Below are 13,617 nucleotides of genomic sequence, written 5' to 3' on the forward strand. Positions count from 1 at the left end.
GGCCAGCGTGCAACCGAAGTATCAACCACCTGGCCGGGAGTTTGCATCAGCAGGCAGGAGTCTGCTGCACGGGTCAACAGGAGTCACACGTGCCGCTCACGGGAAGCTGGACGAAGCAGGTGGGGCAGACCGGCCAGCGGGGCGGCGGGGTCTGGGCGCGACGGCGCTGGACGGCTGCCTGCAGCTTCGGCGCCAGCGCTGGCACCCCTCCATCTGGCGGCAGTGATGCCCCGAAGTGGTGGTAGCAGACCAGTCGGGAGCCGGCAGCGTGCTCCTCCCGCGCCATCTCGTCTTCCGCTGGTGGCTCGCCAGTGACCCGGAGCACCTCGTCGTACCCCCCGCCCACCATCCCGTCCTCCATTCGGACGACGAGCGACGACAGCGGCGGGTCGCCACGGCGGCGGGACTCGTGGATCACCCGGTTGAGCACCTCTCCGATCCAGTTCTGCAGAAGAGCCGAGGTCCGGATGCCGGAGGCAGCGAAGAGCCTGTCGCGAAGCTCACCGTAGGTGATCGTGGAGTGGTACGTCTGGGCAACGTCGACCAGAATGCCGTAGGCGTGGCGTGCCCAGATGTCCCATGCTTCCCGCGCACTGATCCGCTCACCGCCTTCCCGCCAGTACCCACGCTGCTGGGTCATCACTGCCTCCGTTCGCCACGCTCGCGGCCTCCAGCGGAGAGTACGGCCCCCGTACGACCGCTTGCCGAATCGGCAATGCCGACCCGTGTTTCACCTCGCTTGGCAGGCCGCAACGCCAGAGGCGGTCAATCAACGTCACCCGGCACGGCTCGGGGCACTATCCGCAGTGCACGCAGGGCTTCAGCGGGCCGCCGACCACGTTCTGGGCCCAGCGCTCAAGTTCGGCGCGGTCACCACAGACCTTGATGTAGTCCCCAGTCCATCTACCACCGTTCGCCGGACCTTCCGCGATCGTCCTACACGTGGCCCGATGCATGATCAGGTAGCCCGGACTGGGGCTGCGGTTGGCGTTCACGACATATCCATCCGGGTTGCGGGAGATCCAGCTCAGGTATCCGGCGTCATCATCCGCGAAGCGCTGCATGCCAGACATGATGAGCCCGAGGAACCTGGCCTGGAAAGAGCCTGCTGGCCCGAGCCCAACCATCCGCTCCCTGCACTACCGATCGGAGTCGTCAAGCGCAGAAGATGCCGGCGCGTCGCCGTGGACGTCGTCGAGGCGGACCCGACGTGGCCCGAGGGGGATATCAACAACCGACGTTCCTGATATCATCGGTGCTGATCGGCTGCCGACAGAGAGGTCGCATGATGTCGCGAACGATCCTGGACGTTGACGACGATCTGCTCGCAGAAGCGGCGAAGATCCTGGGCACGTCGACGAAGAAGGCGACGGTCAACGCGGCTCTTGAGGCCGTCGTCAAGCGGGAGAAGCGGCGCAAATTCGCCGACTGGCTCAAGACCGGTGGCCTTCCCGACCTGACCGGTGGAGCGGGCGCGGCCAAGCCGGACGCGGCGTGAGCCGGGAGCTTTATCTCGTCGACAAGTCGGCGCTCGCCCGCTGGCCCAAGCCCGCCGTAGCGCCCGTGCTCGACGAGTTGTCCGACCGGGGGCTGCTGGCGGTGTGCGGCGCGGTGGAGATCGAGGTGATCCACAGCGCCCGCACGGCCAAGGACGCGCAACGCGCGCGGTGGCTGCTCGGCGGCTTCGAGTGGCTGGCCATGCCCGACGAGATCTGGGACCGGGCGATCGACGTCCAAGTCCAGGCGCTGCACAAGGGCAACCACCGGGCGCTGTCGATGGCGGACCTGCTGATCGCCGCCACCGCCGAACGCCACGGTGCCACCACTACGACAGTGACTTCGACATGATCACGGCGATCACCGGCCAGCCAACCACCTGGGTGGTGCCTCCCGGCGCGGCTGATTGACCGGCACCGTAAGCCCGATAGTGCCGGAGCGAGGGCGCCTGGCGGTTGGACCGGCACTACCGCCTCTGCTGCAGGGCTGCGGTCACCGCCTTCGCATCGAAGCGGGCCGGGTCGAAGCCGGCCGCATCGTCCAGGTCCAGCCAGCCCAGCCACTCCTGGTGCTCCGGGTGAGTGGGATCGGCCAGGATCTCCACCAGCTCCGCGTACCCCCACACGCCGCCGCAGTCCTCCGGCGGCGCGGCCCGCCGCCCACCGACACACCGGGGGTACGTCACCGAGGCGTCCCGGTCGAGGACCTTCTCCACCAGGATGTCGTGCTCCCAGTTGTCGCCGAAGTCGTACGTGTACCGCAGCTTGTCCCCGACGGCCGGAGCGACCTGCTCCAGGGTGACCCGCGAGGCGGCGCGGTGACCAAGTTCCGGGTCGGGGCGGCCGAAACTTCCGTACGGGGTCTCGAAGACGTGCAGGTGGCTGTCGTTCCAGTCGAAGGCGATCTGGATCAGCGTGTGCAGCCGGGCGAGGCTGATGTCGGCGGGTACCTCGAGCCGCCGCCAGATCGGCGGCCGCGCGCCTCGCAGACTCACCTTGATCTGCTGGATGGGTGCCACGCCGTCCGCCTTCTTCCGCTTCGGTGGCAGGCTTGTCGAGCGTCGCGGGGTGGGCAGCGCACCCGCCCGTCGGGGCGGGCTGAGCACGTCGAGCAGCGCGGAGATCGAGGCGACATCGAGTTCGGCGTCGTGCAGCCGGCCCCGCGGGCGTTGCCGGGGCATCGGCAGCGCCCGGACCCAGGCACGGAGCAGCAGGGCCAGCGCGGCGTCGCCGGGGCGGTCGTCCTCGACGAGGGCGTCCAGCGCGTCTGGGTCGATCCGGTCGTGGCCGGCGCGGGCGTCCAGCGCGTCCTCCACCGCTCGGCGGAAGTCCGCCGGCCGCAGCTTCTCCTCCGTGACGTCGACACCACCGGCGCGCAGGTCGGACAGCAGCGCCTCGCGCGCCTCGCCCCACCGGTCCGCCTCGATCAACAGGAGGTGACCGGCGGCGCCACAGTCGCAGTCTTCTATGGCCACGGCGACGACGTGCGACCGTCCGGCCCGCTGGAACCTGGCAGCCAGCAGGAACGTGAATCCGGCCGGATCGGCGAAGCGGTGGGGCTCCTCCACCGTGACCGAAGCGTCCAGCTCGGCGAGCCAAGACGGCGCCGTCACGCCGGCGTCGGCGAGCCGGCGGGCCGCCTCCGTCGCAGCCCGGCTGACCTCGTCGTCGGAGACCGCAGCGATTCCCGCCAACATCGCTCGCGCCTCCGGGGTGGCCTTCGCCTCGAACGTCGGGACGAACAGCTCCAGCAACACCGGCTCGAAGTCGTCGCTGATCGTCGCCCCGATCGCCAGCAGCATCGAGGCGGCGAGCTCCACCTCCAGCGGTTCCTGCATGGCGTCGATGTCGACCGATTGCGCGAGCAGGTCGCCGATGTCGCCCGGCGTGCCCTGCACCCCGGCGCAGTGTAGGCAGTCGCACTCCTCAGGCGCGCCGAGCACAACGAGTGGCGCCCCGCTGCGGACCGACCGCTTCTTGCCGTTACGGCGCCGGTTACGGCTCACTGGGCTCACGGCGCCACAGTCTGCCGCATCCCGCCAGCGCAGGCCAGGCTCAGGCCCAAAAGATGGCGGTCGGGTCGCGGTCCAACTCGTCGAGCAGCTTCCCGACATCGGGAGTCGGCGGGGTCAGGTCGTACCGGCGGAACCGGAGGTTACGGTCCCGGTAGTACAGCGTCCAGGTGCTCGTCCGCTGCGTGTACCGCAGGCGCGCAACCGGCAGCCTGGTCTACTCCGAATTCTTCGCGGGACGCCACGGCTCGCGGCACTCGACGACGGTCAGGTGGCGCGCATCGACGTCGCATTCGATCCGCACCTGATCCTGGACGCGCTCGGGCACGCGCCCCGCGCACCAGTCACGCACCCGCGCCACGTCCGCCTCGGGCAGCGTCATTACGAGGCCACCGCCGCACTGCCGTGGGCATTGACGACCCAGGCGTCCGGGAGGGCGATCCACTCGTTGTCGCCCACCCGCACCACCGCACCGTCCAGCTTGGGCAGCGTCGCCGGGTCCTCCATCGGGCAGAGCAGCCACACGTCACCAGTCCCCGCCCGCGCCGCGTCGGCCAGCTCGTAGAGCCGCTCCATCGCCCGGTACCGGGCCAGCACCGCCGCGTCGTGCAGCAGCACCGGCCCCGCTTCGGCGGTCAACTGCGCCCGCAGCGACGGCACGGCCAGCTGCCACGCCTGCTCGACGTACTCCCCCAGCTTGATGGCACCCCGGGAGCCCGGCTCGGCGATGTCGGCGCCGACCACGGTCTCCCAGGGGGGCTTCGGCTTCGCGTCCACCAAGCCGCGCAGCTCCCGCAGGAACACCGCCGCCACGCTGACCGGCGCGCGTCGAAGCGCCGGACCAGTTCCTCGCGGGCCGGCGCGTACCGGTTGAGGCGTACCGTCAGCGCCCGGAACCCGCCCGCGGACCTGGCCCCCGTCAACCGCTCCTCGGCCCGCATGGCCGCCGCCAGCTCCGGCGACTCGGCTGCCCACCGGCTCGGCGCGTTGGTGGCCGAGGGGCGCCGCTGGATGATCGACATCGAGGACGAGCCGGCGCGGGGCGGCGGCGCGAGATAGTGGCCGCGATCCCAGCGCAGCTCGAAGCCCGCCTCGGCGAGCAGCCGGTCCAGCTTCGGGTGCGGTGGCAGGGGTGCCAGCTCGGGGAAGCGCGCCGAGACCCGCTGTTGCACAAGCTCCGGGCTGAGGGCGCGCTGGTTCTCGGACGCTGGAGGAACCACGCCCGCCTGGGCCAGCCGCAGCGCCCGTACCGGGTCGAGGTCGCGCGGGTAGAGCTCCAGCCGGGCGGTGGCGGCGGCGCGCTCGGACGCCACCGCGGCGAGCAGGACCCGCCGCCGTTCGTCGATCACGTCGGCCGCGCCGCCGGGCGCGTTCACCGTTGCGAGGGTACGCATGACCGTGGCCGCGCTGGGCAGCACCTCGCCGGCGGCGAGCCGGTCGGCGGCCTTGCCGAGCGCATCGGCGTAGTCGAGCAGCGCGGGCGCGGCCGGGGTGTCCGGTGCGTCGTCCTCGCCCGCCTCGAGGGCCACGAGGAACCGGTCGCCGCGCGGGTGCGGCTTGCCGTCGATGTCGGCGCGGGCGTGCCGGCGCAGCAGCAGGCGCGGCTCCTCCTCAAGAGCGTCGATCTCGACGGCGGCCCGCACGGCGGCGACCGCGACCGCCAGCCGCAGGTCGTCGCCGGTGCGGACCGACCCGCGGCTGGTCAGCAGCGCCGTGGCCAGCTCGGCGGCGCCCATCACCCGCCCGCCGTCGCGCAGCAGCTCGATGATCTGGGTACGCACGCTGGCCACGACGGGAAGGTCGTGCCAGCGCTTGCGCTGCTTGCCGAGGATCTGGGCGATCCGGCCGGGGGTCACGCCGACGGTGGTGGCCACCACCGGCTGCTGCGGCCAGAGGGGCAGCGGCGGCAGCGTGCCAGACTCGTCGGGCAGGTTCAGCAGCAGCCGGGTCGCCTCCACCTCGGCGGTGTTGCGGCCGTTCTTCGCCGGCACGAGCAGGGTCGCGATCGCGTCGAGGCCGACGCGTACCAGCTCGGCGTCGCCGGTCCCGGCGGCGGTCTCCGTGGCGACCTCGGCGGTGGCCGCCTTGCGGGCGGCGGCCGACGTGGGGATAGTTTCCCGCTCCCCCCAGCCGGTTGCGCCACGCCTTGACTCGGCGTTGCAGCTCCTTGCGCGTCTTGGCGCCGAGGCCGGGCAGCGTGGCGAAGGTGTTGTTGCCGACGGCGAGCAGCTCGCCGACGGTGCTGGCCTCCACCCGGTGCGCGGCGGAGACCGCCCGAGGGGTGAGGCCGGCGGCCTCCAGGGCGGTCGCGCGGGTGGCCTTGGCGGCGGCCTCCTCGCGGGCCTGCTCGGCGGCCTTCTCGTCCGGCTCCTCGGCCTCGATCTCCGGGTGGTCGGAGCCGACCGGGGCGCTGGCGTCGGAGCGGCGGAACACCTGCTGCCAGGCGTCGCGCACGTCCTTGAGCGAGGCGAAGCGGCGCCGGTGGTCGCGGTGCAGGGCCTGGTGGAAGAACTCCACGAGCCCGTCGCGGACGGCCGGGTCGAACGCCTCGGCGGCCAGCACGGGTGGGCCCTCGGTGAGCTGCGGCTCGGTGCCGCCGTCGCCCCAGACCGGCAGTTCGCCGGAGACCATCTCGTGCAGCGTGACGGCGAGGGCGTACCACTCGGCGTGCTTGTCGTAGACCTGTCTGCTGGCGGTGCCGAGGAACGGGTCGAGGTAGCGGGGGGTGCCGGCGGCTAGCTCCTTGACCGAGACCCCGGCCAGGGAGAAGTCGAAGAGCACCAGCTGACGGGTGCGGTTGGGGCGTACCCGGATGGCGATGTTGTCCGGCTTGATGTCCCGGTGGTAGACGCCCTCGCCCTCCAGGTAGTCGAGCGCGCCGAACAGGTAGTCGCTGTAGGTCTCCAGCTCATCGACGGTGAGCCGGCCGTCGTGACGCAGCTTGCGGGCCAGGGTCAGCTCGCCGGCGTGTTCGAGGACGTCACCGTACGGTTGGCGACCTGCAGCGGCTCGGGCCGGGCCAGCCGGATCACCCGGGAGTCGGTGAGCGGCCGGAGCACCCGGGCCTCGTGGGCGAGCCGGCCGGCCTTCTCGTCGGAGAGGCCGACCTTGAGCACCTCGTCCTTGCCGGTGCGCTCGTTGTGTGCGAGAAAGGCCCGGCAGGTCGAGCCGGTGCCCAGCCGCTTCCTTACAGTCCACTCCGCGACCCGGTCGCCGCCGCGGGCCTCCAGCGGATCGGCCTCCTCCGGCTCGGGCTCCTCCGGGTGCACCGAAAGCCGTGGCGGGGTGGTCAGCTCGTTCTCGACCTCTTCGAGCATCTCGACGAAGTCGGCCACCGTGGTGAGTCGCTGGGCGGGAACCGGGGCGGTGGCGGCCTGGATCAGCTCGTCCGCGAACTCGGTAATCCCGTCGGCCACCGCCGAGGGTCGCAGGCCGTTGTCCCGGGCGATCCGGGACAGCAGCTCCTGGCGCTTCGCGGCCGGCGGCTGACCGGTGAGGATCAGGTACGCCAGGGCGCCCAGCCCGAAGACGTCCATGGCGACCGGGTCCGGCCGGGGTGCGGTCAGCTCCGGTGCCAGGTACGCCTCGACGGAGCGCTCGATGTGCGAGTCGGCGTGCGAGGAGAGGGTGGCGGGGTCCCCGCTGCTGCCTCCGGCCGAGTCGGCGGCGCGGGTGGCGGTCTGCCAGTCGTTGAGCTGCAGCTGCGGGACCAGCCACGCCTCCTCTTCGCTGCCGCCACGACGCTTCGGCCCCGGGGTGACCAGGACGCTGCGGGCGGAGAGAGCGCGGTGGTGCAGCCGGCGCCCGTGTGCGTAGGCGACCGCCTCCGCGAGCTGACGGATCATGGCCAGCCGGCTGAGCGGCTCCAGCTTGTCGCCGTACTGGGCGATGTAGTGGTCCAGTCGCATCGACCGGGGGTCGTGGCGGAAGATCAACGCCGGACCGGCCTCGTGGACTCCATCGAGTCGACCCGCACGATGCCCGGATGGTTGACGCCGTGCAGGACCGTCATCTCCCGCTTGGCGGCCCGCTCGATGCTCGCCCGCTCGGCCTGCACGGCGTTCCGCTCCACGAGGTAGATGCGGATGCGGCGGCGTTCCCGTTCCAGCTTGCGGTGGCGGGCGTGGTGGTCCTGCCAGGTGGGGCCCAGGTCGAACGGCCGGGGCTCCAGCTGCCATGACCCGACCTCGTAGTGCTTGCGGCTACGCGCGATGCCGACAGCCTCGAGCAGGTCGGGCAGGGCCGCGGACAACTCCTTGGTGACCCGGTGCTTCTCGTCCTGCGGAGGGCGCGTCAGCAATGCGCTGATGGTGGGCAGCTTGCCGGGCTGGTGCCCGGGTGCCGGCTCGGGGCCGTGGATGCCGTGCAGGTGGTGGTCGGAAAGTTCGATCTTCAGGCCGGGCTTGGACAGGAACACGGCAGCCCGGACGAACGGGATCTTGACAGGCGGCCCCTTGCGCTGGTTGGCGGCGACCTGGAGCAGCGACTTTAGCTTCTTCGCCGGGGTTGTGCAGGATCCAGTTGGAGCCGCTGGAGATCAGCCGACCGGTCAGGCTCTTGATCTCGATCAGGTAGAGCCCGCCCGGTCCCGCAACCAGCAGGTCGATCTCGTAGGGGTGGCTCGTCTGGGCGGTGAAGGTGAAGTTCGACCACGCCCGGTAGGGCTCGCTGTCCGGCAGCAACGCCTGGACGTGCGCGAGCGCCTCCCGCTCGTGCGTGAACTGCGACGGGGTGATCGTCGTCCACCGGCCTTCCTGCATGACCGAGATCCTAGGCCCACTCCCCCCGCGCCCGGTGTCGCCAGGTCGGGGGCACGATCCTCGACCCGATCCCGCCGCCCGCGCGGCTGCCGTCCGCCGCCGTGCCGACTTGCTAGCGTGAGACGGCGGAAGCGCCGACGGGCGCCTCCGCACACCCCTCACCGGACCGCCCCGGCCGCGCACCCGTACGGCCGGGCGACGCGCGGCTGCTCGACCGGAGAGGGGTGCGATGACCGGGATGCCGGGCGACCACGACGGCGAGACGGACGACACCAGCCCAGCGGTCGGCACCGGCGAAACCCCGGCGGACGGGCAGGTCCCGGACCGCCCGGAGCCGGCGCGGGACCGGCGGGAACAGTGGCTCACACGTGCCCGGGAAGTCTGGGCGGCCATTCGGCGCGGCGCCAAGCGGTTGTGGACGGCGGTCCGGCCCATGCTGGACCAGTTGCGGTGGCAGGAGGCGGAGGCCTCACCCGTCACGCTCGTCGACCGGCGGGTAGCGCCGACCCTGCTGGTGCCGGCGCAGGGGCAGGTCTACCACTTCGTCGTCCGGACCACCTTCACCTGGACCTCCGACAACGCGCGGCCGGAACTCTTCGGCTGGTACGTCGAGCAGTTCCAGCCGCAGGCGATGCAGCGGTTCCGGCGCATCGCGGTCCGGTGCGCCGCGGAGATCCCGCCGGATCGCCCCCGGGCGTTCGCGCTCGCGCTGGACGATGCGATGACCGGCGACGACGCCCTCCCCTGGGGCTACGGGCGTGGCGAGGTCAAGTTCACCTGTGAGCCCGACGTGTCGGTCTACCTGGATGAGCCGGTCCGCAAGCTGCTCCGGCCGTACTGGGACAAGCGCATCGCCCTCGAGTGGAAGCGCGACCTCGAGCGCCGGCGCGCGGAGTACGCCCAGGAACAGCGCGGACGCCGGCCGGCGGAGGCGCAGGACGGCCACGCCGGGCCCACGGAGGCGCAGGACGGCCACGCCGGGCCCACCGAGGCGCAGGACGGCGACGCCGGGCCCGCGGCCGGCATGCCGGAGGCACTCCGGGAGGAGCACCCGCCGCACCAGCGGGAGGCCGGGGCGGGCAGCGCGCCGCGACGTCCGGCCGAGCAGGGCCGGCGGGGTCCCCGGCCGGACTCCCCGGTGGAGCAGTTCACCCCGCTCGAACCCTTCCCGCCGCCGCCTGCCCCGCGTCCGCCCCGTCCCGCTCCCGGGCAGCGACCGGCGTCCGCGGGCGAGCCCACCCCGACCTCGGGCGACCCGGACCACCCGGACCGCCCGGCCCCGCCCGACGCCTGAGCGGACGCCCCGGCGAGCCGCAACCGCTAGCCTCACCCGCCATGAGCATGATCTCTCCGGTACACGCCCGCCTCGTCGACGGACAGCTGCACGCGTACGACCTCTCCGGCCCGGCCGTGACGGGCCGCCTCTCCCCCGCCGCCGTCTTCGACCTAGGCGGCGAGGACGGCCGGATCGAGGGCTGGGCGGTCACCCGCGACCTGCGCCGGCTGGTGTACGCCACGACCGACGACCTGCGCTGCGTCGACCGCGCGGGCAGTACGCTCTGGCGGCTGGACTTCGGCCCGCGCCCGGATCAGAAGATCGTGAACGCCCGGGTCTCGTGCGCGTTCTCGGCCGACGAGCGGCTGGTGTGGGTCTACCGGCCGGACGCGATGGCCATGCGCGGCGAGCAGGACCGCTGGCTGGTGGTCGACGCGGTGACCGGCGACCTCCGGGCCGAGGCCGGGTTGCTGAGTGTCGGCCACGGCGGGGAGCACTTCGTCGAGCCGGACGGGGTGCACATGCTGCTTGATGTCGGCGAGGGGCAGGACGGCTCGCGGGTGTTCCGGGGGCGGCTGACGGAGACCGGCATCGAGCTGCGCGACGACCTCTGGGACGACGACCGCACCGTGATCGGCTTCGCGCCGGACGGGCGGTACGTGATGACCGTGCACCACGAGCAGGAGGACGCCGCCTTCCACACCTGGCCGGACGGGGAGGTGGTGGCCCGGACAACGCTGGCCGCGTTCGGTCACGAGTGGGACGAGGCGTGCGTCGAGTGGGCCGGCGGCTATCTCGACGGGGACACCGCGGTCGTCGCGGTCGCCGGCGAGAACGAGGAGACCGAGGAGGAGTGGCACCGGCACCACCTGGTCGACGTCCGCACCGGGGAGATCCGGGGCGTGTTCCCCGCGCAGACCCGGCACGCGTACGACCTGGAGCCGCTCGGCGACGGCACCTGGCTCCAGACCGACGACGACGGCGTGCTCCGGCGCCACCGGTACACCGGCTGAGCGAGTGCGCTCAGGCGGCGAGCGCCGCGTACCGGCCGGCGTGGTCGAGCAGACTCTCGTGGGTGCCGGACTCGACGATCCGGCCGTGGTCGAGCACGGCGATCTGGTCGGCGTCGCGGACGGTGGAGAGGCGGTGCGCGATGGTGATCACGGTGCGGCCCCGGGCCAGCTCGTCGAAGGCCCGCTGCACCGCGCGCTCGGTCTTGGTGTCCAGCGCGCTGGTCGCCTCGTCGAGCACCAGGATCCGCGGGTCGCGCAGCAGCGTGCGGGCGATGGCCAGGCGCTGCTTCTCGCCGCCGGAGAACCGGTGGCCGCGGGAGCCGACCACGGTGTCGTACCCGTCGGGGAGCGCGGCGATCAGGTCGTGGATCTGCGCGGCGCGGGCGGCGGCCTCGATCTCGGCGTCGGTGGCGTCCGGGCGGGCGTACCGGAGGTTGTCTCGCACGGTGGCGTGCAGCAGGTAGGTCTCCTGGCTGACGACGCCCACGACGGCGGCCAGGTCGGCCAGGCGCAGGTCGCGCAGGTCGACGCCGTCGATGGTGATCCGGCCGGCGTCGGGGTCGTGCAGCCGGCTGATCAGCGCGGCGAGGGTGCTCTTGCCGGAGCCGGTCTCGCCCACGAGGGCCAGGCTGGTGCCGGCCGGGACGTCCAGGCTCACGCCGGCCACCGCGGCGGTGTCGCTGCCCGGGTAGCTGAAGGTGACGTCGGAGAAGCGCAGGTGGCCGCGGACCCGGGCGGGGTCGAGGGCCACCGGCCGCGCCGGGTCGGCCACCTCGACGGGAAGGTCCAGGTATTCGAAGATCCGGGCGAACAGCGCCATCGAGGCGGTCAGCGAGACGCCGACGTTGAGCAGGCCCATGAGCGGCCGGAACAGGTTGCCCTGGAGGGCGGTGAAGGCGACCAGGGTGCCGATGGTGAGCGTGCCGGCGGTGCCGGGCAGGCCGGCTCCGAGGTAGATGACGGCCGGGATGGCCGCGAAGATCACCGTCATCGAGGCCATCCGCCAGCGGCCGGCCAGCTCCGAGCGGAGCTCCAGGTCGACCAGGCGGGCCGAGGAGGCGGTGAACCGGTCGACCAGGGTCGCGGCCGCCCCGAGGGTCTTGGCCAGCTGCACCCCGCTGATCGACAGGCCCTCCTCGATGGTGACGTTGAGGTCGGCCAGCTCGCGCTGGCGGCGGGCGGTGATCTCGCGGCGCAGCCGGGCCACGCGCCGGGTCAGCCAGATGGCGGGCGGCAGCACGACCACCGAGACGAGGGTGAGCCGCCAGCTCAGCGCGACCATGGCGATCACGGTGGCGACCGCGGTGGTGAGGTTGGCGGCGATCGAGGTGGCCGTGGAGGTGACCACGGCCTGCATGCCGCCGATGTCGTTGGTGATCCGCGACTGGACCTCGCCGGTGCGGGTGCGGACGAAGAAGCCGATCGACTGGCGCTGGAGGTGGGTGAAGACGTCGGTGCGCAGCCGGTGCATGACCTCCTGCCCCACGCGGGTGGAGATCCAGGTCTGCGCCACGCCGAGCACGGCGGTCACCGCGGCCACCGTGACCATGCCCGCGACCAGCCAGGCCAGCAGGGTCAGGTCGCGCTCCGGGAGGGCCCGGTCGATCACCGTACGCAGCAGGAACGGCGACGCCATCGCGATCACGGACGACGCCATGATGATCGCCACCACGGCGGCGAGCGGGCCGCGGTGGGCGGTGAAGAGGCCGCCGATCCGGCGCAGGGACACCTGGCGGGCCTGCGTCTTCTCGGCGTGGGTCACGCTGGTTCGGCCGCCGCCGCGGCCGTCACGGAATCCGTCCAAGGGGGTGCTCTCTCTCGTCGGGGACATTGCTGAGGTTACCTCATCATGAGGGAACAACAAGATGTGCTGCTACCGTATTCCGGTGACCGGCAGCGACGAGGAGACCCTGGCCGAGACGTTCTGGGCGGTGGCCCGGCGGCTGCGCCACCAGTCCAAGCGCACCCTCGAACCCTGGGAGATCAACCCGGGGCAGGCCCGGGCGCTCGCCGTGCTCATGCGGCACGGCGCGGTCCGGCTCAGCGCGCTGGCCGAGCACCTGGGCATCGCGCCCCGCTCCGCCACCGAGGTGGTCGACGGGCTGGAGGAACGCGGGCTGGTCGAGCGGCGGCCCGACCCGGTCGACCGGCGGGCCACCCTGGTCGCGCCGACGGAGGAGGGCGGCCGGGTCGGCAAGGCCATCCGGGTGGCCCGGGCGGCCGAGGCGGAACGCTTCTTCGGCGCCCTGGATCCGGCGGACCGGGCCGAGCTGACCCGGATCCTGCGCCGGCTGCGCGACGACTGAGAAGGCGGACCCGGCGGGTCAGCGCAGGCCGGCGGCGATGGCGTCGACGAGCAGCGCGCCGATGGTGCGGGCCAGGGTGGCCCGGGCCGCCGCCACATCGAGGTCCATGGCGTCGCGCATCATCGCCCAGGCCGCCCAGGTGCAGGCGACGGTCAGCGCGTCCAGCAACTGCTCGCGCCCCTCCCCCGCGTGCGCCAGCTCCGGCTCGAAGACCAGCTCGATCTCGTGGCGGACCCGGGCGATGGCCGCCTCGCGGTTGCGCCGTAGCTGCGGCGAGAACGGTTCCCGCAGCGCCGAGGCGCGCGCCGAGGGCGCCAGCACCTCCAGCATCCGGGCCCGCTGGTCGCAGAACTCCGCGATCCGCCGGGTGAGCGGCAGCTCCGGCGGGATCGGCCGCCAGAGCGCGTCCAGCCGCTCGTCGACCCGCTGCCCGGTCGCGGCGAACAGGGTCTCCATGTCCTTGAAGTTGGTCCACAGGGTGCGCAGGGACACCCCGGCGCGGTCGGCGATCCGCTCCCCGGTGGGCCGCAGGTCGCCCTCGTCGATGAGCGCCAGGTGCGCCTCGACGATGGCCGCGCGGGTCCGTTCGGCCCGCGCCGACCGGCCGTCCACCCGCGCCGGCGCGTCGGCGTCCACCTCGATCATGCGACTGCCCCCTGTGCGTGGCTCCTGGCCGGCGCGACCCGCCCGCCCCGGTGGCGTCGCGCCGGAATGCTGCACTTTACGTGCGCGCCACCGGGCGGCCGTCACCGCG

General features: G+C 72.8%; 14 protein-coding genes and 3 pseudogenes. 5 read left to right on the plus strand and 12 right to left on the minus strand.

Annotated elements, in window-relative coordinates; translation table 11 throughout:
* Nucleotides 1-73 precede the first annotated feature (73 nt).
* On the minus strand, nt 74-640 hold the full coding sequence (locus AC0OLQ_RS22590) for a hypothetical protein (protein WP_484527905.1): 567 nt from the start codon (nt 638-640) through the stop codon (nt 74-76).
* A gap of 157 nt (nt 641-797) precedes the next feature.
* Nucleotides 798-1,064 carry a hypothetical protein gene (locus AC0OLQ_RS22595; RefSeq protein ID WP_484527906.1) on the minus strand — a complete coding sequence of 89 codons (267 nt, stop codon included), beginning with the start codon at nt 1,062-1,064 and terminating at the stop codon, nt 798-800.
* A 191-nt stretch (nt 1,065-1,255) separates the two neighbouring features.
* On the opposite strand from AC0OLQ_RS22595, the gene AC0OLQ_RS22600 reads away from it, so the two are divergent.
* Together AC0OLQ_RS22600 and AC0OLQ_RS22605 are read left to right on the plus strand one after the other, a co-directional pair.
* Nucleotides 1,256-1,498, plus strand: a complete 243-nt coding sequence (locus AC0OLQ_RS22600; protein ID WP_484527907.1) for a type II toxin-antitoxin system VapB family antitoxin — start codon at nt 1,256-1,258, stop codon at nt 1,496-1,498.
* Complete coding sequence (locus AC0OLQ_RS22605) at nt 1,495-1,848, plus strand: PIN domain-containing protein (RefSeq protein ID WP_484527908.1); 354 nt, start codon at nt 1,495-1,497, stop codon at nt 1,846-1,848. The genes AC0OLQ_RS22600 and AC0OLQ_RS22605 overlap by 4 nt, the downstream gene beginning before the upstream one ends.
* A 115-nt stretch (nt 1,849-1,963) precedes the next feature.
* Here the strand turns inward: AC0OLQ_RS22605 and AC0OLQ_RS22610 are convergent, their stop codons facing one another.
* The 8 genes and pseudogenes from AC0OLQ_RS22610 to AC0OLQ_RS22645 form a co-directional block, all read right to left on the minus strand.
* Nucleotides 1,964-3,394, minus strand: coding sequence for a plasmid pRiA4b ORF-3 family protein (locus AC0OLQ_RS22610; RefSeq protein WP_484527909.1), 1,431 nt, complete (start codon nt 3,392-3,394; stop codon nt 1,964-1,966).
* Nucleotides 3,395-3,551: 157 nt separating this feature from the next.
* Nucleotides 3,552-3,890: pseudogene (locus AC0OLQ_RS22615) on the minus strand (DUF3024 domain-containing protein).
* Entirely contained in the window at nt 3,890-4,168 is a 279-nt protein-coding gene (locus tag AC0OLQ_RS22620) for a hypothetical protein (RefSeq protein WP_484527910.1), read from the minus strand. The pseudogene AC0OLQ_RS22615 and the gene AC0OLQ_RS22620 overlap by 1 nt, the downstream one beginning before the upstream one ends.
* A complete protein-coding gene (locus tag AC0OLQ_RS22625; RefSeq protein WP_484532529.1) occupies nt 4,144-5,499 on the minus strand; it encodes a hypothetical protein in 1,356 nt (451 codons plus the stop codon). Before AC0OLQ_RS22625 ends, AC0OLQ_RS22620 begins: the two co-directional genes overlap by 25 nt.
* 532 nt (nt 5,500-6,031) lie before the next feature.
* Nucleotides 6,032-6,466 (minus strand): annotated as a pseudogene (locus AC0OLQ_RS22630) (protein kinase domain-containing protein); the annotation flags it as partial.
* On the minus strand, nt 6,463-7,416 hold the full coding sequence (locus AC0OLQ_RS22635) for a protein kinase (protein WP_484527911.1): 954 nt from the start codon (nt 7,414-7,416) through the stop codon (nt 6,463-6,465). The pseudogene AC0OLQ_RS22630 and the gene AC0OLQ_RS22635, both read right to left, overlap by 4 nt.
* A 23-nt stretch (nt 7,417-7,439) precedes the next feature.
* Complete coding sequence (locus AC0OLQ_RS22640) at nt 7,440-7,925, minus strand: hypothetical protein (protein ID WP_484532530.1); 486 nt, start codon at nt 7,923-7,925, stop codon at nt 7,440-7,442.
* A gap of 100 nt (nt 7,926-8,025) precedes the next feature.
* Nucleotides 8,026-8,268: pseudogene (locus AC0OLQ_RS22645) on the minus strand (NERD domain-containing protein); the annotation flags it as partial.
* Between the two features lie 229 nt (nt 8,269-8,497).
* Here AC0OLQ_RS22645 and AC0OLQ_RS22650 point away from each other — a divergent pair.
* On the plus strand, nt 8,498-9,562 hold the full coding sequence (locus AC0OLQ_RS22650) for a hypothetical protein (RefSeq protein ID WP_484527912.1): 1,065 nt from the start codon (nt 8,498-8,500) through the stop codon (nt 9,560-9,562).
* 41 nt (nt 9,563-9,603) lie between these two features.
* Nucleotides 9,604-10,557, plus strand: coding sequence for a hypothetical protein (locus AC0OLQ_RS22655; RefSeq protein WP_484527913.1), 954 nt, complete (start codon nt 9,604-9,606; stop codon nt 10,555-10,557).
* A gap of 10 nt (nt 10,558-10,567) precedes the next feature.
* On the opposite strand, the gene AC0OLQ_RS22660 is transcribed toward AC0OLQ_RS22655, so the two are convergent.
* Complete coding sequence (locus tag AC0OLQ_RS22660; RefSeq protein WP_484527914.1) at nt 10,568-12,361, minus strand: ABC transporter ATP-binding protein; 1,794 nt, start codon at nt 12,359-12,361, stop codon at nt 10,568-10,570.
* An 82-nt stretch (nt 12,362-12,443) separates the two neighbouring features.
* Between AC0OLQ_RS22660 and AC0OLQ_RS22665 the strand changes: the two genes are divergently transcribed.
* Nucleotides 12,444-12,863 carry a MarR family winged helix-turn-helix transcriptional regulator gene (locus AC0OLQ_RS22665; RefSeq protein ID WP_357344011.1) on the plus strand — a complete coding sequence of 140 codons (420 nt, stop codon included), beginning with the start codon at nt 12,444-12,446 and terminating at the stop codon, nt 12,861-12,863.
* 18 nt (nt 12,864-12,881) lie between these two features.
* On the opposite strand, the gene AC0OLQ_RS22670 is transcribed toward AC0OLQ_RS22665, so the two are convergent.
* A complete protein-coding gene (locus tag AC0OLQ_RS22670) occupies nt 12,882-13,508 on the minus strand; it encodes a TetR/AcrR family transcriptional regulator (protein WP_484527915.1) in 627 nt (208 codons plus the stop codon).
* Between the last annotated feature and the right edge of the window lie 109 nt (nt 13,509-13,617).

Source organism: Micromonospora sp. Utrum1 (assembly GCF_057197805.1).

Excerpts from the sequence above, each read along its gene's own strand:
- AC0OLQ_RS22590 (WP_484527905.1), bottom strand. The coding sequence starts at position 640 with ATGACCCAGCAGCGTGGGTACTGGCGGGAAGGCGGTGAGCGGATCAGT.
- AC0OLQ_RS22655 (WP_484527913.1), top strand. The coding sequence starts at position 9,604 with ATGAGCATGATCTCTCCGGTACACGCCCGCCTCGTCGACGGACAGCTG.
- AC0OLQ_RS22670 (WP_484527915.1), bottom strand. The coding sequence starts at position 13,508 with ATGATCGAGGTGGACGCCGACGCGCCGGCGCGGGTGGACGGCCGGTCG.
- AC0OLQ_RS22595 (WP_484527906.1), bottom strand. The coding sequence starts at position 1,064 with ATGCAGCGCTTCGCGGATGATGACGCCGGATACCTGAGCTGGATCTCC.
- AC0OLQ_RS22650 (WP_484527912.1), top strand. The coding sequence starts at position 8,498 with ATGACCGGGATGCCGGGCGACCACGACGGCGAGACGGACGACACCAGC.
- AC0OLQ_RS22635 (WP_484527911.1), bottom strand. The coding sequence starts at position 7,416 with ATGCGACTGGACCACTACATCGCCCAGTACGGCGACAAGCTGGAGCCG.